General features: G+C 34.3%; 24 protein-coding genes. 7 read left to right on the forward strand and 17 right to left on the reverse strand.

All coding sequences use genetic code 11. The features are described 5' to 3' along the window. Positions 1 to 107: 107 nt before the first annotated feature. Together secDF and ACFVRR_RS20795 are read right to left on the reverse strand one after the other, a co-directional pair. Positions 108 to 2,345 (reverse strand): protein translocase subunit SecDF, encoded by a 2,238-nt coding sequence (secDF, locus tag ACFVRR_RS20790; RefSeq protein ID WP_387332322.1) that lies wholly within the window; start codon positions 2,343 to 2,345, stop codon positions 108 to 110. 102 nt (positions 2,346 to 2,447) lie between these two features. Beyond that, positions 2,448 to 2,726, reverse strand: a complete 279-nt coding sequence (locus ACFVRR_RS20795; RefSeq protein WP_387332324.1) for a post-transcriptional regulator — start codon at positions 2,724 to 2,726, stop codon at positions 2,448 to 2,450. 157 nt (positions 2,727 to 2,883) lie between these two features. On the opposite strand from ACFVRR_RS20795, the gene spoVB reads away from it, so the two are divergent. Beyond that, positions 2,884 to 4,440: a stage V sporulation protein B gene (gene spoVB / locus ACFVRR_RS20800; RefSeq protein ID WP_097978428.1), complete on the forward strand. Its 1,557-nt coding sequence runs from the start codon at positions 2,884 to 2,886 to the stop codon at positions 4,438 to 4,440. Between the two features lie 571 nt (positions 4,441 to 5,011). On the opposite strand, the gene ACFVRR_RS20805 is transcribed toward spoVB, so the two are convergent. Then, entirely contained in the window at positions 5,012 to 5,662 is a 651-nt protein-coding gene (locus ACFVRR_RS20805) for a DUF421 domain-containing protein (protein ID WP_387332326.1), read from the reverse strand. A 223-nt stretch (positions 5,663 to 5,885) separates the two neighbouring features. On the opposite strand from ACFVRR_RS20805, the gene ACFVRR_RS20810 reads away from it, so the two are divergent. Next, positions 5,886 to 6,269 (forward strand): TIGR04086 family membrane protein, encoded by a 384-nt coding sequence (locus tag ACFVRR_RS20810; protein WP_069035161.1) that lies wholly within the window; start codon positions 5,886 to 5,888, stop codon positions 6,267 to 6,269. A gap of 121 nt (positions 6,270 to 6,390) precedes the next feature. Here the strand turns inward: ACFVRR_RS20810 and yajC are convergent, their stop codons facing one another. The 6 genes from yajC to ruvA form a co-directional block, all read right to left on the reverse strand. Beyond that, positions 6,391 to 6,663, reverse strand: coding sequence for a preprotein translocase subunit YajC (gene yajC / locus ACFVRR_RS20815; protein ID WP_387332328.1), 273 nt, complete (start codon positions 6,661 to 6,663; stop codon positions 6,391 to 6,393). Between the two features lie 27 nt (positions 6,664 to 6,690). Then, the gene (tgt, locus tag ACFVRR_RS20820; RefSeq protein WP_097978898.1) at positions 6,691 to 7,830 is read right to left on the reverse strand and encodes a tRNA guanosine(34) transglycosylase Tgt; all 1,140 of its coding nucleotides are present in this window, start codon (positions 7,828 to 7,830) and stop codon (positions 6,691 to 6,693) included. A gap of 20 nt (positions 7,831 to 7,850) precedes the next feature. Next, positions 7,851 to 8,879: a tRNA preQ1(34) S-adenosylmethionine ribosyltransferase-isomerase QueA gene (gene queA / locus ACFVRR_RS20825; RefSeq protein WP_387332331.1), complete on the reverse strand. Its 1,029-nt coding sequence runs from the start codon at positions 8,877 to 8,879 to the stop codon at positions 7,851 to 7,853. A gap of 86 nt (positions 8,880 to 8,965) precedes the next feature. Beyond that, the gene (locus ACFVRR_RS20830) at positions 8,966 to 9,163 is read right to left on the reverse strand and encodes a DUF2905 domain-containing protein (RefSeq protein ID WP_056472616.1); all 198 of its coding nucleotides are present in this window, start codon (positions 9,161 to 9,163) and stop codon (positions 8,966 to 8,968) included. Beyond that, complete coding sequence (ruvB, locus tag ACFVRR_RS20835) at positions 9,160 to 10,161, reverse strand: Holliday junction branch migration DNA helicase RuvB (RefSeq protein WP_387332333.1); 1,002 nt, start codon at positions 10,159 to 10,161, stop codon at positions 9,160 to 9,162. Before ruvB ends, ACFVRR_RS20830 begins: the two co-directional genes overlap by 4 nt. A 5-nt stretch (positions 10,162 to 10,166) precedes the next feature. Further along, the gene (gene ruvA / locus ACFVRR_RS20840; RefSeq protein WP_387332335.1) at positions 10,167 to 10,784 is read right to left on the reverse strand and encodes a Holliday junction branch migration protein RuvA; all 618 of its coding nucleotides are present in this window, start codon (positions 10,782 to 10,784) and stop codon (positions 10,167 to 10,169) included. Between the two features lie 194 nt (positions 10,785 to 10,978). On the opposite strand from ruvA, the gene ACFVRR_RS20845 reads away from it, so the two are divergent. Then, entirely contained in the window at positions 10,979 to 11,554 is a 576-nt protein-coding gene (locus ACFVRR_RS20845) for a GNAT family N-acetyltransferase (protein WP_387332353.1), read from the forward strand. Between the two features lie 104 nt (positions 11,555 to 11,658). Here ACFVRR_RS20845 and ACFVRR_RS20850 read toward each other — a convergent pair whose 3' ends face one another. The 8 genes from ACFVRR_RS20850 to nadB all read right to left on the reverse strand — a co-directional run bounded on the left by ACFVRR_RS20850 (position 11,659) and on the right by nadB (position 21,006). Then, on the reverse strand, positions 11,659 to 12,168 hold the full coding sequence (locus ACFVRR_RS20850) for a BofC C-terminal domain-containing protein (RefSeq protein WP_387332337.1): 510 nt from the start codon (positions 12,166 to 12,168) through the stop codon (positions 11,659 to 11,661). A gap of 194 nt (positions 12,169 to 12,362) precedes the next feature. Further along, entirely contained in the window at positions 12,363 to 12,821 is a 459-nt protein-coding gene (locus tag ACFVRR_RS20855; protein ID WP_387332339.1) for a GNAT family N-acetyltransferase, read from the reverse strand. Positions 12,822 to 12,848: 27 nt separating this feature from the next. Beyond that, the gene (locus tag ACFVRR_RS20860) at positions 12,849 to 13,430 is read right to left on the reverse strand and encodes a TetR/AcrR family transcriptional regulator (protein ID WP_097978902.1); all 582 of its coding nucleotides are present in this window, start codon (positions 13,428 to 13,430) and stop codon (positions 12,849 to 12,851) included. 399 nt (positions 13,431 to 13,829) lie between these two features. Next, a complete protein-coding gene (locus tag ACFVRR_RS20865) occupies positions 13,830 to 14,603 on the reverse strand; it encodes a YhcN/YlaJ family sporulation lipoprotein (protein WP_097978903.1) in 774 nt (257 codons plus the stop codon). Between the two features lie 242 nt (positions 14,604 to 14,845). Beyond that, entirely contained in the window at positions 14,846 to 17,335 is a 2,490-nt protein-coding gene (locus tag ACFVRR_RS20870; RefSeq protein WP_387332342.1) for a LysM peptidoglycan-binding domain-containing protein, read from the reverse strand. A 212-nt stretch (positions 17,336 to 17,547) separates the two neighbouring features. Next, complete coding sequence (nadA, locus tag ACFVRR_RS20875) at positions 17,548 to 18,660, reverse strand: quinolinate synthase NadA (protein ID WP_387332343.1); 1,113 nt, start codon at positions 18,658 to 18,660, stop codon at positions 17,548 to 17,550. Between the two features lie 24 nt (positions 18,661 to 18,684). Further along, positions 18,685 to 19,512 (reverse strand): carboxylating nicotinate-nucleotide diphosphorylase, encoded by an 828-nt coding sequence (gene nadC, locus ACFVRR_RS20880; protein WP_387332345.1) that lies wholly within the window; start codon positions 19,510 to 19,512, stop codon positions 18,685 to 18,687. A 12-nt stretch (positions 19,513 to 19,524) separates the two neighbouring features. Then, the gene (nadB, locus tag ACFVRR_RS20885; protein ID WP_387332347.1) at positions 19,525 to 21,006 is read right to left on the reverse strand and encodes an L-aspartate oxidase; all 1,482 of its coding nucleotides are present in this window, start codon (positions 21,004 to 21,006) and stop codon (positions 19,525 to 19,527) included. A 114-nt stretch (positions 21,007 to 21,120) separates the two neighbouring features. Between nadB and ACFVRR_RS20890 the strand changes: the two genes are divergently transcribed. The 4 genes from ACFVRR_RS20890 to ACFVRR_RS20905 form a co-directional block, all read left to right on the forward strand. Continuing rightward, a complete protein-coding gene (locus tag ACFVRR_RS20890; protein ID WP_387332349.1) occupies positions 21,121 to 22,275 on the forward strand; it encodes an IscS subfamily cysteine desulfurase in 1,155 nt (384 codons plus the stop codon). Positions 22,276 to 22,283: 8 nt separating this feature from the next. Further along, positions 22,284 to 22,826 carry a transcription repressor NadR gene (locus ACFVRR_RS20895; RefSeq protein WP_387332355.1) on the forward strand — a complete coding sequence of 181 codons (543 nt, stop codon included), beginning with the start codon at positions 22,284 to 22,286 and terminating at the stop codon, positions 22,824 to 22,826. 495 nt (positions 22,827 to 23,321) lie between these two features. Then, complete coding sequence (locus tag ACFVRR_RS20900; protein WP_387332351.1) at positions 23,322 to 23,648, forward strand: transposase; 327 nt, start codon at positions 23,322 to 23,324, stop codon at positions 23,646 to 23,648. A 179-nt stretch (positions 23,649 to 23,827) separates the two neighbouring features. After that, positions 23,828 to 24,072, forward strand: a 245-nt coding sequence (locus ACFVRR_RS20905; protein ID WP_387332357.1) for an IS3 family transposase, incomplete at its 3' end; no start/stop codon positions are given.

The raw sequence follows: 24,072 nt of genomic DNA on the forward strand, positions 1-24,072 counted from the left end.
GAAAGACAAGCGCTTGCAATCAGTCTGAAACTCAAGTTTTTTGGTCTTTGTATACACAAAAAAAAGAGTATAAGCATGAGCCTATACTCTTTTTTATTCTTTAAAGTTTATTTAGCTTCTTCAACATCAATTACTTGGTTTTTATCAAGTTGGCGACCTTTAATAAATAACCAAATTTGTGAAGCGATAAAGATTGAAGAATATGTTCCAACAACCAAACCGATTAATAATGCAAGTGAGAAGTTAAGAATTGCATGACTTCCGAATAAAAGCAATGCAAGTACTGCTAAAAGTACAGTAAGAACTGTTTTAACAGATCGGCCTAAAGTTTGACGAATTGATTCATTTACAACTTGTTTCAATTCTTCTCTAGAACGAATTTTCTTCTTAAGCTTCATATTCTCACGAACTCGGTCAAATGTAACGATCGAGTCATTAATCGAATAACCAACAATCGTTAGAACCGCTGCGATGAAAGTGATATCTACTTCTAATCTAAAAATACTAAATACTACAACAATGAAGAATGCATCATGTAGTAGGGCAATTACTGAAGCAATCGCATATGAGAATTGGAAACGTAATGTTACATAAAGAATGATACCTGCTGATGCGATAATTAATGCTTTAATAGCATTAGCTGCTAATTCTCTACCAACAACTGGATCAACAGTACTTACATTTGGTTCTACCCCAAATTTAGCTGTAAAATCCTTTTTCAAATTATTAATCTGATCTTTTGTTAATACACCTTTAAATACGATTGATCCTGTTTTTGCATCATTTGTAGAAATAGTAATACTTTCAGGCTTCAAGTTCATTTTTGAAATTTCATCATTAACAACTTGTTTTGTAACTGCTGATTTTGATTCAAATGTTACACGCGTACCACTTGCAAAATCAATTCCTAAATTTAATCGGAAAATAGAAAGTAAAATAACCCCAACTACTACAGTAACAATTGAAAAATAAACAAATTTTCGACCAACGCTTACAAAATCGATTTTATCATATTTTGTAGGAGGGTGTGCTAAGTTATGATTTAAACCAAGAATTTCACTTTGTTTAATACCAAACCATGTTTTCTTATTATTTAAGTAACGACTTTGAACTAATAAAGAAAGTAATAAACGAGTACCGAATACTGCAGTTAAAAAGCTTACTAAAATACTAACAATTAAACTTGTTGCAAATCCTTTTACTGAGCTTGTACCGAATGAGAACAATACTACAGCAGCAAGTAAAGTTGTAATATTAGCATCAAAAATCGTTCCAAATGAACGCTGATTACCTGCACGATACGCTGACGCAACTGATTTTCCTAGTTTAAGCTCGTCCTTCAATCTCTCAAAAGTGATAATATTGTTATCAACCGCAATACCAACACCAAGTATTAATGCCGCAATACCTGGAAGTGTTAATACCGCATTCATGCCGTCAAATACAAGTAATGTTACGTAAGTATAAGCCATTAACATGATGCTTGCGATTAAACCTGGTAAGCGATAGAAATAAAGCATAAATAAGAAAATGACTGATACACCAATAATTCCAGCAAAAATTGTTTCATGTAGAGCATCTGTACCAAATTTTGCACCGATTGATGTTGAATACATTTCTTCAAGGTGTACTGGAAGAGCCCCTGCATTTAATAAATCTGAAAGTTCTTTTGCACTTTCAACCGTGAAAGTAGAACCAACAATGGAAAGTGAATCGTCGGTAAATACTTGATTTACACTAGCTGCAGATAAGAATTTAGGCTTTGCTTTTGCAGATTCCTTTTTGAAAGAGTCTTCTCCTTCTTTGAAATCTAACCAAATAACCATCATATTATTTGGAGCACCCATTTTTAACACTTTACTTGTAACATCTTTAACCTTAGAAGCATCCTTAAATGTGATTGATACACTAGGTTTACCCATTTGGTCAAATGTTTGCTTTGAAGCGCCTTCTTTTAAATCCGCTCCAGTCATAAGAACCTTATCATTTACGTCACGAATTGTTAAGTTCGCTTCCGTAGAAAGAATATCACGTGCTTTAGCTTGATCTTTTACACCAGCTAATTGTACACGAATACGATCTTTTCCTTCGATTTGAATGTTTGGTTCACTTACTCCTAATACGTTTACACGTTTTTCAAGAGCTTTTGCTGTACTTACTAAAACATTTTTGTTAATTTTATCGCCTTTCTTAATCGGCTTAACTTTGTAAAGTACCTCAAACCCGCCCTGTAAATCCAGACCAAGTTTAATATTTTTCGCGGTACCAAATACAGTTGTGCCGATTACTGCTGCTAATACAGCAATAATTAAGAAGAAGGCAACAATCCTATTACGCTTCACCATGTTGTGAATTTCCTCCTCTAACTAGTTCAAGTTCTAGTACAAAAATGGTATGTTTTCATTCTTATATTATACAAATGCAATTTTTTTATTGTCAATTGATGGTTAAACTGACTCCCCAAACTGCCAAGTAGGTGATTTAAATGCTTCGATTCGAATATAATTCATATAATCGTTTACAGTTAATGAGAGTATGTCTTCTACCATTTGAAAAAGTTTTGGTTCATCCTCTTTCTTTCGCCATAAAGTTCTTTCGAGGCATACCCATAAGTCATCCCCACTGACAGTATCGAATCCAAGCATTCTAAATTCATCCAGTTTACTTTCTATTACTACCTGTAGCTGTGGTTTAAATTCTGCAGCTTGTTGATGAAAAGTCGACATACTCTTCCCCCCCTAATTTTCTGTATTTTTAGAAAAATGATTTTAGACCTTCACATTCATTTCCTAGATGTTGAACTAACTTGTCATGCTTGCCTACATTTCTAGCATATATATAATTGTAAATCATTCTAGGCTGTTTGAGAAGGTGGTAAAAGTAATGACAAAGCAAACGTTTTTAAGAGGAACGTTTTTTTTACTTATTGCAGGGCTCATCACAAGAATATTAGGATTTTTTAATCGTATTGTTGTAGCAAGAATTATGGGTGAAGAAGGCGTAGGATTATTTATGATGGCAGTACCAACACTATTTTTGGTCATGACGCTAACACAGCTCGGCCTACCAATTGCCATTTCAAAATTAATTGCAGAAGCAGTTGCTCAAAATAGACAAGATCGGATAAAAAAGATTCTAGCTGTTTCAATGTCAATAACTGGCATATTAAGTATTATTTTTACTACTGCAATGATCTTTTTATCCCCTTTCATCGCTAAAAACTTATTAACGGATGCAAGGACTATGTACCCATTAATTGCCATCGCTCCGGTTGTTCCAATTATCGCAATCTCATCAGTTTTACGCGGATATTTTCAAGGCGTACAGAATATGCGCCCTTCTTCCTTTTCCCAAGTTATTGAACAAGTTGTTCGAATTGTCCTAGTTGCAGTTTGTACTAAAACTTTTTTACCATATGGAGTTGAATTTGCCGCTAGTGGCGCCATTATCTCTTCTGTATTAGGAGAATTAGCTTCGTTAATTTATATGCTTTATGTTTTTAAGAAAGAAAAAAATGCAAAGTTTATATCAGGATTTAAGAACAATATTAAAGATGGAAGAAAAACGCTTAGCGACCTATTAAGCATAGCATTACCAACAACTGGAAGTCGTTTAATTGGTTCAATATCAATGTTTTTAGAACCAATCGTTGTCTCACAAAGTTTAGCGATTGCAGGGGTAACTGCAGCTGTTGCAACAAAACAATATGGATTACTTGCAGGATACGCTTTACCTCTATTACTTTTACCAGCGTTTATTACTTATGCACTATCTACTGCACTTGTGCCAGCGATTAGTGAAGCAATGGCCAAAAAAGATCGTGTAACTGTTGAAAGAAGGTTGCAGCAAGCATTACGCTACTCAATGATTGCTGGTGGTTGGTCTGTAGTCATTTTATACGTCTTTGCTTCACCGATTTTAACACTAATGTACAAAAGTGACCAAGCTACGAATTTTATATTACTTTTAGCACCATGCTTTATTTTTTACTATTTCCAAGGACCACTACAAGCTGTATTGCAGGCACTTAATCTTGCAAATTCAGCTATGATAAATAGCTTTGTTGGTTCAGTCGTTAAAATAGCTAGTATTTTATTACTAGCTACAAATCCAAAGTTCGGTATTAACGGTGTTGCCTTAGCTATGAATATTAGCATTGTAACGATAACAGTTCTTCACTATTTTACTGTATTAAAGGCCATCAACTTTTCAATTTTTGTTAAGGATTATGTTTATTGTCTAATCATTTTAGGAATTTGTATTTATGTCGGAAAATTCATCAAAGAATATGTAGTTTTTTCACCTTCATTATTAGTACAAACCTTAGTGAGTATTTCTGTTGTTACATTAATGTATATCTTATTAATTCTATTATTTAACCTAGTTAAGAAAGATGAGATCATCCGAATCCCATTCTTTAAAAAGCTAATTACAAGATAATTGACAATAGAAATGATCATAACATAACCACAAAGTAATAATACACTTTGTGGTTTCACTCTGTTGAAAAACACTTAGTAAACTAGTTATCAAATTTTCGTAAAGGAGTTGATTGATGTTGATTTCCACTACAGGATGCTCGCTTTCCATGGGGCGAGACCTGAGCCTCCTCGGCAAGCCTGTGGGGTCTCAGCCTTCCCGCTAATCCCATAGGAGTCGAGCATCCTTTCGTTCCAATCAACTTTTTCATCAAAAAAAGTTTACACTAAAAAACCTAATTTAATATCCTTTACTAAGGGTAGCATAAAAGCTTGTTAATCAGTTTGTAGGTCAATTAAGGTCGAACATCATCGTATTATAATAATCATTTGAAATTGTTTTTTTATAAGTTACTCTTAATTATTTTTAACTTATTAATAATAAACAATTACTAGAGTTCGTTGATATTATAAAACTGCTCAAACATATTAACATTTAAAATCAATAATTTCTCACCAAAATTGATAATTTAATCATTAAATGTTCACTTAATGTACGTTTTAAACATTAACCGTTTTATACTTATCCTTCGTTATTCGTCTTTCTTATCAAAAAATATTTCTCCGCCTCGTAAGCTGCAATAAGATACTTGTTTAAAATCATCATAGCCATGTTTTTTTAACTGCTCTAATAACCATTGTTTATCTTTATGATACTGATTTAAATTATCTTCTTGTACGATACCATCTAATATTAATGGAAATGTGAGTGAACTATAATTTATATCACCGTTTATTTCCTTTTTAAATATTGATAATTTCCCTGTAGGCTCTAGTAATGCATAATCAACATCTCGTACGTCTCCTATATCCTTCTCTCTAAGTTGGAGTAATAGGTCGTCAAACGTGTATCTTTGTTTTTTCATTTCTTTCTCTAAAACTTTACCTTTACTAATGATTAATACGGGATGTCCATCTAATATTTTTCTAAATTTAACACTTTTTAGCGAAATTAAAGAAAAAATTATTTGGATAACGACAATTAAAAACATTGGATAGATCACTTTTATGATCGGATCATCATGGTTTTCGATACCGATGGCTGCTATTTCAGTTAACAATATATAAACGACTAAATCTAATAAACTTAACTCTCCTATTTCTCTCTTACCCATTAAGCGAAAGAAAAATGCAATAATTAAATAAATTAAAATGGTACGAATCGTCATAGAACCTAATTCCATTTTACTTACCCTCACATCCAAAACTTGTTGATTTTAAAAAACATGTTCTTTAGCTAGCACTTAATATCTGTAAATATGAGTTAAAATACAACTAATTTTCCATAAAGAAAATAATAGTAGAATTTTGTTCATAATTTTACTAATTGTAATTGCCCTATAAGTATTCTAAAAATTCATCTCATGAATATGCTTGTATTAAAAGAGTGTACAAGGGGGAATATGAATGAAAAAAACAGCTGTAGCTGTCTCTTTTGGCTTTTTAACTATTCTATTATTAGTATTGTCAATTAGTTTGATTTTATCATTATTACTTAAACTAACTTCACTTACAGAAGCAAGTGTCACAACAACAACTCTTATCTTATCATTTATCGTTATGTTAATTGGTGGTTTTGTTACAGGAGCAAAAGGGAAAGAAAAAGGTTGGATTCTTGGATTGCTAACGAGTGGGGCGTATTCTATTTTTGTATTTTTTGTACAGTTTCTTGGCTATGACCGAACTTTTTCACAGGAACAAATAATGTATCATGGGATTTTCTTAGGTGTTTGTATGTTAGGGTCAATTTTTGGAGTGAATGCAGCAAGTAATAAATCTTATAATAAATAATCAGTCTGATCTCAACTTTTTTGGGTTTTGTCTAGAACACTAATTTAAATTTCTTACAAAATAAACAAAACGCTAGTTTCCGAAATGGAACTAGCGTTTCTTACGATACAATTAATTAAAATTAAGCTTGTGTTCTTGTTTCACGAATTGCGCTTTTTTCAAATACCATACGTGATCCATCAGTAGTTTTTAAAGTAATTGTATTATTTTCTTCGTTAACAGCATCAACTAAACCGTGTAATCCACCGATTGTTACAACCATATCGCCTTTGCTAATTCCAGCTTGCATATTAGCTGTTTGCTTTTGACGCTTTTGTTGTGGACGAATTAGTAAGAAGTAGAAAACTATGAACATTAATATTAGAGGTAAAATCCCCATTAAACCACTACCCATCTTAATCTTCCTTTCAATATGTAAATTTTAGAAGTTCCTAGCGTTCGGCTTATTAAAACCGTATTGTTCAAAAAACTCTTCTCGGAAATCACCTAAACGGTCTTCGCGGATTGCTTGGCGAACTTGTTCCATTAATTGTAACAGAAAATGTAAGTTATGGTAAGTAGTCAAACGCATTCCAAACGTCTCTTCGCATCTTATTAAATGACGGATATATGCTCGTGTGTAGTTTTTACATGCATAACAATCACAATTAGGATCAAGTGGAGAATAGTCCTCTGCATATTTTGCATTCTTAATTACTAATCGACCTTCACTCGTCATACATGTACCATTTCGAGCAATACGCGTTGGAAGTACGCAGTCAAACATATCCACTCCACGAATTGCACCATCAATTAATGAGTCAGGAGAACCTACCCCCATTAAATACCTTGGTTTATCCGTTGGTAGTAAAGGAGTCGTAAATTCTAAAACTCTATTCATTACATCCTTTGGTTCACCAACTGATAATCCACCAATTGCATAACCTGGGAAATCTAAAGATACTAAGTCTCTTGCGGATTGTTTACGAAGTTCTTCGTATTCTCCACCTTGTACAATACCAAATAATCCTTGATCCTCTGGTCTTTGGTGTGAATTTAAACAACGCTCTGCCCATCTACTTGTTCTTTCAACTGAACGTTTCATGTAATCATACTCAGCAGGGTATGGTGGACACTCATCAAAAGCCATCATGATATCAGAACCTAATGCATTTTGAATTTCCATCGCCTTTTCAGGTGAAAGGAATAATTTATCGCCATTTAAGTGATTTCTGAAATGTACGCCTTCTTCTTCTATTTTTCGGAATTGACTTAAGCTAAATACTTGGAATCCACCTGAATCTGTTAAGATTGCACGATCCCAGTTCATAAATTTATGTAAGCCACCAGCTTTTTTAATAATCTCATGTCCTGGTCTTAACCATAAATGGTAAGTATTACTTAAAATAATACCTGATCCCATTGCTTTTAAATCTTCAGGAGACATTGTTTTAACAGTGGCTAAAGTTCCAACAGGCATAAATGCTGGAGTTTCAAATGAACCATGTGGAGTATGGACAATTCCTAATCTCGCACCTGTTTGCTTACAAGTTTTAATATGTTCATAACGAATTGCTGTCATTTTTAGATTCCTTTCAATTCTTAAAGTATTAACATTGCATCGCCAAAGCTAAAAAAGCGATATTTTTGATCTACTGCTTCTTTATAAGCAGATAAAACTGGTTCTCTTCCGGCTAAAGCACTAATTAGCATAATTAGAGTTGATTTTGGTAAATGGAAGTTCGTAATCATCCCGTCAATTCCCATAAATTTATATCCTGGGAAAATGAAGATAGACGTCCAACCACTAGACCCTTCAAACTTACCGTTATTTGCCGTAGCAATCGTTTCAACTGTTCGTGTAGAAGTTGTTCCAACAGTAATGATTCTACCACCGTTTGATTTCGTTTCATTTAACAGTTTAGCCGTTTCATCAGACATATAGTAGTATTCTGAATGCATATCATGTTCTTCAATGGACTCTACACTTACCGGTCTAAATGTACCTAACCCTACATGCAATGTAATAAATGCTAACTTTACACCTTTTTCTTGAACTTTAGCTAAGAGTTCTTTTGTAAAATGTAAACCTGCCGTAGGTGCCGCCGCTGAACCAATTTCTTTTGCGAATACAGTCTGATAACGATCTTTATCTTCTAATTTTTCTTTAATATATGGAGGAAGCGGCATTTCACCTAGCTGGTCTAAGATCTCATAAAAAATTCCATCGTATTGGAATTTTAATTTTCTTCCACCTTGATCACTAGAACCTACACATTCTGCCTTTAATCTGCCATCTCCAAATAAAATGATTGTACCTTCTTTTACTCTTTTAGCAGGCTTAACTAATGTTTCCCATACATCCTGCTCTTCTTGTTGAAGTAATAATACTTCAATTTGAGCACCTGTATCTTCTTTCACACCAAATAATCTAGCAGGCATGACTTTTGTTTCATTTAAAACTAAACAGTCTCCCTCTTGTAAATAATCTAACACATCTGGAAACTGTTTATGCTCTACATTGCCAGAGTCTTTATGTAATACCATAAGTCTCGATGCTTCTCGGTCCAACAAAGGAGTCTGAGCAATCAATTCTTCAGGTAAATCAAAATCAAATAAATTTACATCCATTTTTATACACCTCATAAATTTCAGGAGTAAGGACAAGGGAGGTTACCCACAATTCCCTTTTCCAAACTCTATTTATTCCTACTCATTTATTTTCTCCCAAATAGTGAAAAAATAAGTGAAAGTAAAATACTTATGATAATACATGTTACAATCGGAAAGTAAAATGATACATTTCCTTTTTTTATAAAAATATCGCCCGGAAGTTTCCCTACAAATCGAATAAACAATCCAACAACTAATAAGATAATTCCTAACGTAATTAAAATCTTTGACAAATCAATCATTGCTCCGGCACCTGCAACCCGAAATGTTTGTATGTTAAATCAGTAACAATTCGTCCCCTAGGAGTCCGCTGAAGAAATCCAATTTGAAGTAAATATGGCTCATATACATCTTCAATCGTTTGTGACTCTTCACCGATCGAAGCTGCAATCGTATCAACCCCAACAGGACCGCCTTTAAATCGCTCAATAATAGCTAGTAACAATTTATGATCGATATGGTCTAGACCTGCTTCATCTACCTGCATTTGAATTAAAGAGTCTTTAGCAATGGAAAAGGTAATAATTCCACTCCCTTGAACTTGAGCAAAATCTCTTACCCTTCGTAATAAACGGTTTGCAATTCGGGGTGTACCTCGAGACCTTCTAGCTAACTCTAAAGCAGCGTCATTTTCAATTTCCATTCCAAATAACTCTGCTGTTCTTTTTACGATCAATGCTAGCTGTTCAACTGTATAAAATTCTAACCGATTTAATACTCCAAAACGATCTCTAAGTGGTGAAGAAAGGAGACCTGCTCTAGTTGTTGCACCTATTAATGTAAATGGTGGCAAATCAATTCTTACCGACCTTGCAGTTGCATCCTTGCCAATTACGATATCAAAGAAAAAGTCTTCCATTGCTGGGTAAAGTACTTCTTCCACTGTTCGAGGCAGTCGGTGAATTTCATCAATAAATAATACATCACCTGGTTGAAGTGAAGTCAAAATAGCTGCTAGATCTCCAGGACGTTCAATCGCTGGTCCTGAAGTCGTTTTGAATCCAACACCTAGTTCATTGGCAATAATCGCTGCTAAAGTGGTTTTACCTAATCCAGGAGGACCGTATAATAGAACATGATCTAAAGACTCATTTCGCATTTTTGCCGCTTCAATAAAAACTTGCAAATTCTTTTTAACTTTATCTTGCCCTATATATTCCCTTAATGATTGAGGCCTTAGTGAAAGCTCTTGATCAAATTCCTCGCCACTGCTTTCACTTGATAAAATTCGGTCATCCATTTTCATCACCTCTTAGCTTGCAATAGTAATTGAAGTGCTTTTTTAATATATTCATCAGTTGAAAGTTTTTCATTCTTTAATAACGGTACGATCTTTTTAACTTCTTTTTCCGCATAACCTAATGCTTTTAAAGCTTCAATTGCATCATCTAATGAAGATGCTGCACTTTCTTTCTCTTCTATAGCATCTAGGTCAGTAAATAAATCAACTTGTACTGCTCCAAAGACTTTTTCAAGTTTTCCTTTTAAATCAAGGATCATTTGTCTTGCTGTCTTTTTACCAACACCAGGAAACTTTGTTAAAAATACTTCGTCCTCTTCTTCTATTGCATGAACAATTTGATTTGGCTCTCCAGTCGCAACAATTGCCAAGGCACCTTTAGGACCGATTCCTGATACACTTAACAATTTTTGAAATAAAGTACGTTCATCTAGTGTTTTAAAACCATATAACATCATAACATCTTGTCTTACATAATGATGAGTATAAACTTTTAAGATTTCATTTGAAGGTCTAAAAACATATGGATTAGGTGTAAATAATTGATAGCCCATTCCATTATGATCAATTACAATATATTCTGGTCCAACCCATTCTATCTTTCCAATTATGTATTCGTACATGGTTTTCTCCCCTTTTTACATGTATTCCATTGTACCATAGATAGAAGAAGGAAAAAAATAGTCGGCTGTCGAAAATAAAAATTTTATACATATGATTTAATGAAAAAGTTTATATAAAAATGACTAATGAATATAGCATATTTTTAAATGCTAGATACTTAAGATAATCAAAAGGGAGGCTATTCGATTTGGACATGTTTCCAATTCTAACTACAGAGAGACTTTATTTACGAGAAATTAAAGTCACTGATCTTAATCGAATGTTCAATATTTTATCAAGAGAAGATGTCACCAAATATTATGGACTCGATGCACTAAAAAATAGTAGTGAAGTATTGGACGTAATTCATTATTTTAAAGAAATGTATGAAACGCGCAATGGCATCCGTTGGGGAATGATTGATAATGAAACAAACAAATTAATCGGAACATGTGGATTTAATGCCTACCAAGAACGAAACAAAAGAGCAGAAGTTGGCTATGAGCTACACCCTGACTATTGGAGAAAAGGTTTTGCGACAGAAGCTTTAAAGGCATTATTATCATATGGTTTTGATGTTCTCCAACTAAATCGAATTGGAGCGATCGTTTATCCAGAAAATCTCCCTTCCCAAAAACTTCTTGAAAAAATAGGATTTACGAATGAGGGTCTGCTACGCGAGTATTTAATACAAGGAAGTACAGCGCATGATACTTATGTTTATTCTATTTTGAGAAATGAATGGAAAAGAGCCCAGGAAAAGGAAGTTCGAGATAGAAAAATGATTTGAACCCTTAAAATACAAAAAATCCACAAGGAAAACAAATCACCTTTGTGGATTATTTTTTATCTTTAGATAGTCGTTACCGAATGACCACAGGCGAATTCCGAAATTCAATTTACGATTCTTTCATACTCTTTTAAGTAATGTAATAGATATTCGTAATGATCTTTGGTCGAAATTTTAATCCCTTTCTCAAGCTGCTTTTGTTTATTTACTTCTAATTTATTCGTATCTATTTGAAAAAAAGATTCAATAATATTATTACCACTTGGCGCTCCAATATATAAATTCAAAACTCCATTTGAATTTATTCCTAAATAACCTTTCGACTTTAAAGTAGGTGAAAGATCATTTATTTTTTTCATTAATACGATTTGATCATCATTTTCTTCTATGACTTTCCAACCCTTAAACTCTTTTTTTACTTGCCCAAGAGTTTTGTGTTGATTAATATAAATTTCCTCAATCACTTCACCGTTTATATATACTTTATGTAAAATGATTGTAATACCCTTTTTGTTGGAACTATGATGAATATCATTATGAGCTGCCAATGTTTCAGTTTGTGCCGGTATTAATAAAGCTAGTAAACAAACAAATATTAAAATGAACTTTTTCACAAACATCCACTCCTTTAGACATATTCATACAAGCTTTTTTAGTTTGACCATTCCTTTTATCTTTATCCAAGATGTTGAAAATTTTTATATGTAAATGACCATGAATCTTTTAAACAAAATAACGAAAGAGTTCTCTTTAGGAAAGGGGGATGAAAGCTAAAGATCATTATCTTTTTTTCATTTTAATTTTATCTTTAATGATTAGATGTATTTTCAAATAGAGATATATAAAAATTAGGTACCACTTCAATTTCCCTATGAAATTTAAAACCAGAAGTTTTATATAAGTTAATGGCCGGTAGGTTATCTGATCCTGTTGAAACAATTACCTTTTTCTTTTTGGCAATTTCATTTAAAAAATAATGAACTAATTTTCTTCCTATACCCCGCTTAAAGCAACTAGGATGTACTACCAATCTACATATTTGATATTCGTTATCGCCTTCTGTATAGGCTAAAAATCCTTTCAAATCATTATCAATCACATAACCGATAAAGATTTCTTTGGAATCTCTAATACTTTCAACATTGTCCTTTAATTGTGGTATTCCTTCAAAATTGATTAACTTTGCCTCTACCTTATATGCAGGTAACTGTACATTTAAAATTGAATTTGCCATTTTTCTGTCTTTATTGTCTAATTTAACAAACAAAATTTTCTCCTCCTAATCCACTAACCCTTAATCATGCCCTTTTGATAAACCATTTAGTATATAAAAGTTAAATAACTCAGTAATTTTTTTAGGACTTAGTGCTTCGTGCTCTTTCTCCCAATCGATTTTTAGTGTGGTATAAAGTCGAAACATTACTAATGCGGTTATTTCGGGATCACATTCAACTATTTCTTTCTTTGCAATTGCCTCTTCAATTTTTTTCTGTATGTAGAGAATGATTGAATGATTCAATCGTTTTAAAGCATCATGTACGATAGTTGTTCCAATTTCTTTTTGTTCCTGAAGTAACTTTATTGTTAATTCATGTTCATTATGAAAGGCAATAAAAACTTCAATTCCTTTATGTGCTTTTTCGATGAATGAATCTTCATCACGAATGGATTGTTCAGCTAAAAATTTCATTTCATTAATCAAATTATTGATGATTTCATCAAACAACTCTTCTTTATTTTTGAAGAAAGTATAGATCGTTCCCTTTCCAACATTTGCCTGTTTTGCGATTTGACTCATTGTAGTTGCTTTATAGCCAAAGATGGTAAATGACTTTGTGGCAGCTTGTAAAATATTTTGCTTTTTCAAAAAACTCACCTCAAATTCTCTTTTTAACCAATTGACCGCTTCGAACTTTTGGTCAATATAAAAATCACTTTACCATATTGTTTAACCCTCATCAAACGAATTATTTAACTATTCTAAGAACTAATAGTAACTAAACTTGGTAAAATCCAACCCTAAAAACCTGAACACTTAAAAAAAGGAAGAAGCAAGGGCTTCTTCCTACAGTGTGTAGACAAAGTACAAAAAACATGAGTTTCAGACTGATTGCAAGCGGTTGTCTTTCGAGGCGCGAAGCCTGGTGTGGAGCGGAGTTACCCTAGACGGTAATGAGCACCGCAGACAGGCGAAGCAACGACGAAAGCGAGCGTTTGTCAACAGTCTGAAGGAAGAAGCAAGGGCTTCTTCCTTTTCAATGTAAAAAATTGATTTTTATCGGTTTGGATTAGTTGCATCCTTAACATCATTTTTTACATTACGATACATATGTTTAACATTTTCTTTTGTATCGTATAATACATTTTTAGTGGCATTAGGTACATTATTTGTAATGTTATTTAAATTATTTCTTATTGTACCATCGAATGTTACATATACTTTTTTACCACTCGTGTATGGTGATAAAGCGTCTTTGATTTTAGATCTAAATGCGCTTTCATCAACATTTTTATTTACTAAATCTACTGCAACTAGAACTTGATCACCAACAGCTACCGTGTTTGCTTTGGCAACATTTGACATTTGTTCTACTCGTTTAGAAATTTGGTCTGCAAACTTTCGTTCACCAGCATTCATATTAGTATTTGTACTAATATTTGTATATGGTACAAGAGGAGCTGTGTTTAAATCGTTATTATAACGAACTTGATCCATCGTGTAGTTTCTATTCATATTGTTGACATTTCTTCCATATGTTCCATCATGGATTACGCCATCATTAGAATACTCACTACTTAAACCTTCATTTATACGATCATTTCCGTAGTGATTATTTTTCTTTGTGAAATAATCTTGGTTATTTGGATAGTTTACGTTTTCATAACGATCATTAACAGCATAAGGGTTTGTCGGTCTATTGAAGTTTACTTTTTCATAACCAACATTTCTTTTATGGTCATTCATGGCATTATTGTTTGTTCCACAAGCAGATAATGTTAAAGCTGTTAGCACCGTACCTGTAGCAACGATAAGACCTTTTTTATTCAATATAAAACCCTCCCTTTAATTACAGCCAATTGTAATACTAAAGTTGTATTACAAAGTTAGGTTGACCTTTTTAGGGGGATTTTAAATTGTTAATTGATGGTTGGAAACTCATTTTAAGTAAAAAAGTAGCCTTTAAAGGCTGTTTCATGAGAATTTAATTTCTACACCAATTAATTCCTGTATTGAATTAGAAAATAAAAAAAAGACGATTAAAAATTAATCGCCTTTTTAAATAAAATTCTTTATTGTTCATCTTCCTCGAAATATGGCACTCCGTATGAAGACTGATTTTGTGCATAAGGAGTAAATAATTGCGAATTCGGATCAAAATAAGGTTCTGCTGCATCACGATACATTGGAGTCGGTCCAGTAGCATACGGTGTAGCAACTGGTCCGCCTTGGAACTTTGGATAGTCCATAGCAGGCAATGTTTGTGGGAAGTTTTCATTTGGTCCCATATACGCTGGCAATGTTTGCGGGAAGTTTGCGTTTGGTCCCATATATGCTGGCATTGTTGCTGGGAAGTTTGCGTTTGGTCCCATATATGCTGGCATCGTTGCTGGGAAGTTTTCATTTGGTCCCATATATGCTGGTAGTGTTGCTGGGAAGTTTGCGTTTGGTCCCATATATGCTGGTAGTGTTGCTGGGAAGTTTTCATTTGGTCCCATATATGCTGGTAATGTTTGTGGGAAGTTTGCGTTTGGTCCCATATATGCTGGTAATGTTTGTGGGAAGTTTGCGTTTGGTCCCATATATGCTGGTAGTGTTGCTGGGAAGTTTTCATTTGGTCCCATATATGCCGGCAGTGTTGCTGGGAAGTTTTCATTTGGTCCCATATATGCTGGTAATGTTTGTGGGAAATTTCCGTTTGGTCCCATGTATGCCGGTAATGTTTGGGCTAAATTTGGATTCGGTCCCATATATGCTGGTAATGTTTGCCCTGTATTTGGATTTGGTCCCATATACGATGGCATTGTTTGCCCAGTATTTCCTGGCATTGGCGCTGGTAATGGCATTGGCATCGCAGTTGGCGGAACTGGTGCTCCTGGTCCTCCTCCAGTCGCTCCTGGTGCTTCTCCAGATCCTGGCAACATCGGCATAGCTCCAAAACTCGGTAATGTTGGTAATGCCCCTCCTGCCCCTCCTTCTCCACGTGGATAATATGGGTATCCAGCATTTGGTCCCATATATGCTGGTAATGTTTGTGGGAAGTTTGCGTTCGGTCCCATATATGCTGGCATTGTTTGTGGGAAGTTTGCGTTTGGTCCCATATATGCCGGCAATGTTTGTGGGAAGTTTGCGTTTGGTCCCATATATGCCGGCAATGTTTGTGGGAAGTTTTCATTTGGTCCCATATATGCTGGTAACGTTTGGGCTGCGTTTGGGTTTGGTCCTACATATGCTGGTAATGTTTGGGCTGCGTTTGGATTTGGTCCCATATACGCTGGTAATGTTTGGGCTGCGTTTGGATTCGGTCCTACATATGCTGGTAGTGTTTGAGCTGCGTTTGGATTCGGTCCTACATACGCTGGTAATGTTTGCGGTACATTCGGTCCTGCGTATGCTGGTAGTGTTTGTGGTGCATTAGGTCCCATATACGCTGGTAGTGTTTGTGGTGCATTAGGTCCCATATACGCTGGTAGTGTTTGTGGTGCATTAGGTCCCATATACGCTGGTAATGTTTGGGCTTTATTAGTAGCTACTGGTGATACTTGCGCATTTGGCTTTCCTGTTGCCACTGGCGATACTTGCATATTTGGTTTCCCTGTTGATACTGGTGACACTTGCATATTTGGTTTCCCTGTAGATACTGGTGATACTTGCATGTTTGGTTTTCCTGTTGATACTGGTGATACTTGCATGTTTGGTTTTCCTGTAGATACTGGTGATACTTGCATATTTGGTTTTCCTGTTGATACTGGTGATACTTGCATATTCGGTTTCCCTGTTGCTACAGGTAATACTTGCTCTTTTGGTTTTCCTGTTGATACTGGTGATACTTGCACATTTGGTTTTCCTGTTGCTACAGGTGATACTTGCACATTTGGTTTTCCTGTTGATACTGGTGATACTTGTTGATTTGGTTTTCCTGTTGATACAGGCGATACTTGTTGATTTGGTTTTCCTGTTTCCGCTGGTGATACTTGCGGAGTTGGTGTTGACGGAGAAACTAATGATCCTGGGAAGTAGTTCTTTTTCTCTGACATGCTTTGGCCTCCCTTGGTGTTCACATTTGATTTATTATCATTTATCGGATTTTTAACTGCCACTGGCGAAACAACTTGCGGTATGTTCGCATTTGGTTTTCCAGTTTGAACAGGAGATACTTGTTGATTCGCATTATTTGTCGCAGGTGATACAGTCGGTTTGGCAGGTGGAATAGGTACCTGAATTACAGGTTTTACTGTCGGTGTAACCTCTACATTAATATTCAAATTATTATCAACTGGCTTTGTATTCGGCATGACAGCAGGTTGTGTCTGTGCTACAGGTTGAACATTTCCTTCTTCTACCTCCAAAGCAACACTTGGTTTAGGTTGCTGTACCTCCTTTTTAGAACCTAATGGGGCTGGTTTTTCTCCCCTTTCTGGCACTTTTATTTTCATGCCAGGATAGATCATATCTGGATTACTTAGTTGGGCATTTAATTTAACTATCTCTTCGTAGTCGATGTTATATTTTTGAGCAATGCTCTTAAGGGTATCGCCCTTTATTACTATGTGAATTCTCACCTTTTCCCCTCCTGACCAATTGCCTCTACGTTGGATTGTACATTAGTACCTCACAACAATGTATGTCTGAATATTTGTATTTATGATAGAAGGTATTTTAATTTATGACGAGTAAGCTTGTATAAGTATTTACTTTATTCTTGTTTTTTCTATAAAAAAATCATTTAGCTCAGAATGAACTAAATGATTTTAATTTTTTTGATATTTAATTTTTAAGCAAGTTCAAGCATTTTATCTAATGCTTTAACTGCATCTTTTGCAGTTTGTTTATCTACTGTAATAATATTTTGAATGTTACCTTTTTCGATATTTTCTAAAGACCATAATAAATGTGGTAAATCGATACGATTCATCGTTAAGCAAGGACACATAAACGGATTTAATGAAATGATCTCCTTATCAGGATGATTTTTAATAATTCTTTGAACTAGATTCATCTCAGTTCCAATTGCCCATTTACTTCCTGCAGGAGCAGCTTCAATTTGGTCTATAATATATTTAGTAGATCCATTGTCATCACTTGCTGCTACAACTTCTCTAGAACATTCTGGATGCACAATAATTCTCATATCTGGATGATTTTTTCGTACATTCTCAATATTTTTCACTGTAAAATTCTCATGAACAGAGCAGTGACCTTTCCAAAGTATTACTTTGATGTTATTTAGATCATCACCCTCATATTCTAAAGTGTCCGTTATTGGATTCCAAATCGCCATATGCTCTAACGGTACACCTAATTCAAATGCTGTGTTTCTACCTAAATGTTGATCAGGTAGGAACAAAATACGTTCCTTTTGTGTAAAAGCCCACGAAACAACTTTTTTAGCATTAGATGATGTTACGGTTGCTCCATCATTTCTACCGACAAACGCTTTAATAGCAGCAGTTGAATTAACATATGTTAACGGTAAAATTGTGTCTCCGAAAAGCTTCTGTAACTCTACCCATGCACGATCAGTTTGATGGTGATCTGCCATATCTGCCATTGAACAGCCTGCTCTCATATCAGGTAAAATAACAATCTGTTCGTCTTCTGTTAAAATATCTGCGGTCTCTGCCATAAAATGTACACCACAGAATACGATATATTTCGCTTTTTTATTATTAGCAGCAACTTGAGCAAGTTGTAGAGAATCTCCAGTCGAATCTGAAAAAACTACAACTTCTTCCTTTTGATAATGATGACCTGGAATGAAAAGAGCATCACCTAATCTCGCTTTTATATCTTTTACTCTTTTTTCCATTTCCTCAGTTGATAATGTATAGTACTCATCAGGAATTTGATATCCTTCATTTTTTTGTATCATATCTAAAACGTTCATTGTCCCCACTCCAATCCCTCTTTATTACAAGTAGAAGCTTATATCTAATGCTTTTGCCGAATGTGTTAAACAGCCTAAAGAAATAACATTTACACCACAGTTTTGAAAACTTGCTAAATTATCTAAAGTAATTCCACCAGAAGCTTCTGTTACAATCGTTTCTGGAACAAGCTTAACGAATTCTTTTATTTCATCTGGAGTACGATTATCAAACATAATGACATCTGCACCAGCTTCAATGGCTTGAAGAACTTGATCCTTGTTTTCTGTCTCGACTTCAATTTTGACCATATGACCTAATTTATGACGTAATGAATCTACTGCATTTTTAATTGAACCTGCGTAAGCAATATGATTATCTTTCAGCATCACCGCATCATATAAGCCGAAACGATGGTTTGATCCTCCACCACAAGTAACTGCATACTTATCAAACAAACGTAAACCTGGCATCGTTTTTCTTGTATCAACAAGTTTGATTTTCTCGTCGTTTAATGTTTCAACTGCTTTTGAAGTAAGCGTTGCAATCCCACTCATTCGTTGTAAAAGATTAAGCATAACTCTTTCACCTGATAATAACACTTGAACTGGTCCTTCTACTTCCGCAAGGAGCTGCCCTGCCTGAACAGTTTCACCATCTTTAACGTGCAGTGTTACTTTTATATCTTCATGAAGTAATTTATAAGTTATTTCAATTAAATCAGTACCAGCAATTACTCCATCTGCTTTTGCAAGTACTTTTCCAGTTGTTCTTTCATGCATTGGAAAAATATGAATTGAGGATAGATCTCCTTCTCCAATATCCTCTAGTAAAAATTGCTCAATCATTTTTTTAGCTTTTAATGTATTCATGAATTTCTCTCCTCAAATATTAGCTGGTTGATCGATATATTCTATAAAATGTGAGCCGATGCTTTCTTTTCTTCTTATTGCAGCTTCTGCTATTAGTTTTCCAGTAATTAGCATATTGTATCGTTCTATTTCCTCTTTGTTCATCGGGCGTGTATCAACTGTTTTAGATTCTAAGAAGTAAGAAAAATAGGTGATTGCTTTAGTTAAATCGTCTTCATTTCTTACAATACCGATATACTTCATCATTATTTCTTTAATTTCATCTTTTGTAGGTAAGGTTCTAAATCTTGGTATCATGTATTTTGGTAGATTCTCATTTATTTTAGCTAAAGGAAGGTCAGCAATAAATTTCGCAACCTTTTTACCAAACACAATCCCTTCCAATAAAGAATTACTTGCAAGTCGATTTGCACCATGCACACCTGTACAAGCAACCTCTCCTACTGCATACAATCCAGGTATTGTCGTTTCTCCATTTGCAGATGTCTTTACCCCACCCATGTGGAAATGTGCGCCTGGAACAACAGGAATCAATCCTTTTTCTAGATCAATTCCATTATTAATAAGATTGGCAGTAATTGTTGGAAAACGTTGTTCAAATCCATCAATCATTTCAATCGATAAATAGATTTCTTCCCCGTTTTGCATTTCATTAAAAATCGCCCTACTAACAACATCTCTTGGTGCTAAATCTTCAAAAGGATGAATTCCTTTCATAATGCGACGACCAGTTTTCGTAACTAAAAAAGCTCCTTCGCCTCTAACAGCTTCTGATACTAGACCTTTACATGCCCCATTAATGTAAAGCATGGTTGGATGAAATTGAATAAACTCCAAATCTGCCATCTCACAACCTGCTCGAAATGCCATAGCAATTCCATCTCCGGTTATGGCCCTATTATTGGAACTAAATTGATACATTGCCCCAATACCGCCAGTTGCCAAAAGTGTTGTGTTTGCAAAACAGGATTCTAATTCCCCATTTTCATTAAGTATATAAACACCCTTACATAATCCATCTTGTATGATTAAATCAATTACCATTTCATGTTCTATAATCGTTATTTTATCTTTTAACCGAGCATAGATAGTTTCAACTAAATGCTTTCCAGTGGCATCTCCGCCAGAATGTAAAATTCTATTTTTCCGATGCGCTCCTTCTCTACCAAGATGAAATTGACCTAATTCATCTTTATCAAACTCCATGCCAATAGAAACAAGATCCTTCATAGACGTTGTTCCGTTCTTTACTAGTTCTTCTACTGCTTCTATATTATTTACATTACAACCCGCTTCGAGCGTATCTTGTTTATGAAGTTCCCATGAATCATCATCAGACATTACAGCTGCAATTCCACCTTGTGCAAGCATCGAATTGCTGTCCCAAATTTTTTTCTTTGTGAATAGAATCACATTTTTAGACTGACAAATTTCCTCTGCAGCCATTAAAGCAGCAATCCCACTGCCAATAATGACAACGTCTGCAGTTCGCATAGTTGCCCCCTCCATTTACAGTACATCTATTTAAATTTTATCTTATAGATAAAAAAGCTGTCTTGACACCTATATTTACATATATTTAAACTAATGACAAGAAATTTTTTTTTAATGAGTAAAAAAGGAGACTTTAATTTGATTTATTTAGACTATGCTGCAACAACTCCAATGAGTGAAGAAGCCATTGAGACATTTGTCACTGCCTCTAAAAATTACTTTGGAAATGAGCGAAGTTTACATGATATTGGCTCAAAGGCATCACTGTTACTTGAAGCATGCCGGAAGCAATTAGCAGGATTTATAAATGCTAGCCCCGCTTCAATTTACTTTACAAGTGGAGGAACTGAATCAAATTTAATTGCTATTCAAACCCTCTTGAAGAGTACAAAAAAAGTCGGAAAACACATACTAACCACAACATTAGAGCATTCTTCAATAAGTAATTATTTAAAAGTACTGGAAGAACAAGGATATGAAGTTTCTTATTTGCCAGTTACAAATAGCGGGATTATCTCTTTAGAAGTAATTGAAAATGTAATTCGTGAAGATACTGTATTGGGCATTTTTCAACATGTAAATTCTGAAATTGGAGCTATACAACCGATTAACGAGATTGCAAATTTATTTAATTCATCAAATATCTTACTTCATTGCGATTGTGTACAATCATTTGGAAAAATAACAATTGATGTCTCAAAATATGAAATTTCTAGTCTTAGTATTTCAGGTCATAAATTATATGGACCAAAAGGGATTGGAGCCCTTTATTTAAATCCTAAATTAACTTGTCAACCAATCTATCCCGGTACATCTCATGAAAGTGGGATTCGCCCCGGTACTGTTAATGTTCCAGCAATTGCATCATTTGTAACAGCAGCTGGTCATATAATAAAAAATCAAGATGAAGAGCAAAAGAGATGTCTCTATTTAAAAAATGTTTTAAAATCACAATTACAAGATGTTCAACATCTTGTAAAATTTGAAGGTTCTGTTGGAGAGTGTATTCCAAATATAATTGGAATGAGGATCATTGGACTTGAAGGTCAGTTTGTTATGCTTGAATGTAATCGACATCAATTTGCCATTTCAACGGGAAGTGCTTGTGCAATTGGTATGCAGAAACCTTCAGAAACAATGTTAGCAATTGGAAGAGACCCCCATGAGGCAAAACAATTCTTCAGAGTCTCAATCGGAAAACATACAACAGAAGAAGACTTAATCAAATTTTCGTCTGTGTTAAAATTAATCATTAATCAAAATTTTTAATCGAGGAAATTAAAATGAATAAAAAACTTTTAGGGGAAGAAAGAAGAAAGAAAGTTTTACAATGGTTAAAGGAGTCTGAGTCGCCCTTATCAGGCAATTCCTTAGCTAAAAAAGCAAATGTTAGTCGACAAGTTGTCGTAGGTGATATTACACTTTTAAAAGCGAAAAATGAGCCTATACTAGCAACTGCACAAGGCTATATTTATATACATCCTAATAAGGAAACCGACAAAATTAGAAAAGTAATCATTTGTCACCATACAGCTGAAGACACTCAAAAAGAACTAGAAATATTAGTCGATCACGGTGTTACTGTTAAGGATGTAATGGTTGAACATCCCGTCTATGGATATATCACAGCCCAATTACAAATTGCAAACCGTTATGATATTAGCTTATTCCTTCAAAAAATGGGAGAAACGAGCTCTGTCCCACTGTCAAATTTAACAAATGGAACACATCTTCATACGATAGAGGCAGATAGTGAACAGCAGCTTGAAAGTGCAATCTTACAATTAAAAACTGAAGGTTTTTTGGTAGACATGCCATAACTGAAGGTACAATAAGGGGTGTCTCATATGTCAAGGTAATGGACATATGGGCATCCTTTTTTTATTTAGAGCAGGATTATCTTAGTTAGACTTTAAATTGTAGTTGAAGTTTTCGATCTTGTTGATGGTCATTTCAGCAAGCTTTAATCAATTTTCAAGTCGAAATAGGAGTAAAATTACACTTCTTTCCCTTTAAAAGGGTCTAATTTTTGTACAATGTGTAGTCAAAATACCTTTACTAGTATGGGTAAAACTTTATCTTATTTGCGATTATTGGAAATTTATTTGCTGTTTTGCCAAGTTTAATTGTGATTCTCGAATTTTAATTGCTATTTTAACAATTTTAATTGCATTCTCCAAATTTATTTGCAGTTCGCTATTTAGTTACCTACTTATGAATAAATAAGAAAGAGGGTGCCCAAAATGTAATAATCCCCTTATAGTAGACAGTTAAAAGAAAGGTGCTGTACTGTCTACTATAGGGGGAATTTATTTATGGGGAAAATTAGAAAGACATACGATATAGAATTTAAGCTTCAGGCGATTAACCTTTATTTTGAAGAAGGTATGGGCGCAAAAAGTATTGGTAAGGAATTGGGGATTGCTTATGCAATTGTTGAAAGATGGATTAACCATTATAAAAGAGAAGGTGTCCAAGGGCTTGAAGAAAAACGTGGAAAAGCGAAAGGATATAATCAAGGCAGACCTAAAATCGAACCGTTAAGTGACGCAGAAAAGATTCAAAGATTAGAAGCTGAGAACGCATATTTAAAAAAGCTCTTAGCCTTGAAAAAGGAGATGATATTAAAAAGAAAACGTTAGAATATAGTGCTATTTACGAGCTAAAAACAAATTATCCTGTTGTCTTACTTTGTAAGATTGCAGGGGTTTCTAAAAGCGGGTTTTATAAATGGGTTAAGAATAAAGAGTGTCCGTCTACTAAAAAAATTGAAGATCAACTCATTGTTTCTAAAATCAAAGAATGTCATCAAGATCCAGATATAAATGAGAGTTTTGGATATGTACGAGTTAAAACATGGTTGAAGAAAGTCTATGGTCTTACAGTAAACCATAAGCGAGTATATAGACTAATGAAAGAAAATGGAATTCGAGCTAAAATCCGTGTAAAAAAGTGGAAGCATTTTGGACGTAAAGAAAAGTACGTTATCTCTAATAATCATCTAAATCGAGAGTTCAGTACAAAAGATCTGAATAAAAAATGGGTAACTGATATAACTTACCTTAT

The organism is Gottfriedia sp. NPDC057948, assembly GCF_042887255.1.
GTDB lineage: Bacteria > Bacillota > Bacilli > Bacillales > Bacillaceae_G > Gottfriedia.

What these genes read in the sequence shown, in the direction of transcription:
- secDF (WP_387332322.1), bottom strand. Translation starts at nt 2,345, where the DNA reads ATGGTGAAGCGTAATAGGATTGTTGCCTTCTTCTTAATTATTGCTGTA.
- ACFVRR_RS20830 (WP_056472616.1), bottom strand. Translation starts at nt 9,163, where the DNA reads ATGATTGATTTGTCAAAGATTTTAATTACGTTAGGAATTATCTTATTA.
- ACFVRR_RS20795 (WP_387332324.1), bottom strand. Translation starts at nt 2,726, where the DNA reads ATGTCGACTTTTCATCAACAAGCTGCAGAATTTAAACCACAGCTACAG.
- ACFVRR_RS20900 (WP_387332351.1), top strand. Translation starts at nt 23,322, where the DNA reads ATGGGGAAAATTAGAAAGACATACGATATAGAATTTAAGCTTCAGGCG.
- ruvB (WP_387332333.1), bottom strand. Translation starts at nt 10,161, where the DNA reads ATGGATGACCGAATTTTATCAAGTGAAAGCAGTGGCGAGGAATTTGAT.
- ACFVRR_RS20845 (WP_387332353.1), top strand. Translation starts at nt 10,979, where the DNA reads ATGTTTCCAATTCTAACTACAGAGAGACTTTATTTACGAGAAATTAAA.
- nadB (WP_387332347.1), bottom strand. Translation starts at nt 21,006, where the DNA reads ATGCGAACTGCAGACGTTGTCATTATTGGCAGTGGGATTGCTGCTTTA.
- spoVB (WP_097978428.1), top strand. Translation starts at nt 2,884, where the DNA reads ATGACAAAGCAAACGTTTTTAAGAGGAACGTTTTTTTTACTTATTGCA.
- ACFVRR_RS20890 (WP_387332349.1), top strand. Translation starts at nt 21,121, where the DNA reads ATGAGTAAAAAAGGAGACTTTAATTTGATTTATTTAGACTATGCTGCA.
- ACFVRR_RS20810 (WP_069035161.1), top strand. Translation starts at nt 5,886, where the DNA reads ATGAAAAAAACAGCTGTAGCTGTCTCTTTTGGCTTTTTAACTATTCTA.
- queA (WP_387332331.1), bottom strand. Translation starts at nt 8,879, where the DNA reads ATGGATGTAAATTTATTTGATTTTGATTTACCTGAAGAATTGATTGCT.
- nadC (WP_387332345.1), bottom strand. Translation starts at nt 19,512, where the DNA reads ATGAATACATTAAAAGCTAAAAAAATGATTGAGCAATTTTTACTAGAG.
- ruvA (WP_387332335.1), bottom strand. Translation starts at nt 10,784, where the DNA reads ATGTACGAATACATAATTGGAAAGATAGAATGGGTTGGACCAGAATAT.
- tgt (WP_097978898.1), bottom strand. Translation starts at nt 7,830, where the DNA reads ATGACAGCAATTCGTTATGAACATATTAAAACTTGTAAGCAAACAGGT.
- ACFVRR_RS20805 (WP_387332326.1), bottom strand. Translation starts at nt 5,662, where the DNA reads ATGGAATTAGGTTCTATGACGATTCGTACCATTTTAATTTATTTAATT.
- nadA (WP_387332343.1), bottom strand. Translation starts at nt 18,660, where the DNA reads ATGAACGTTTTAGATATGATACAAAAAAATGAAGGATATCAAATTCCT.
- yajC (WP_387332328.1), bottom strand. Translation starts at nt 6,663, where the DNA reads ATGGGTAGTGGTTTAATGGGGATTTTACCTCTAATATTAATGTTCATA.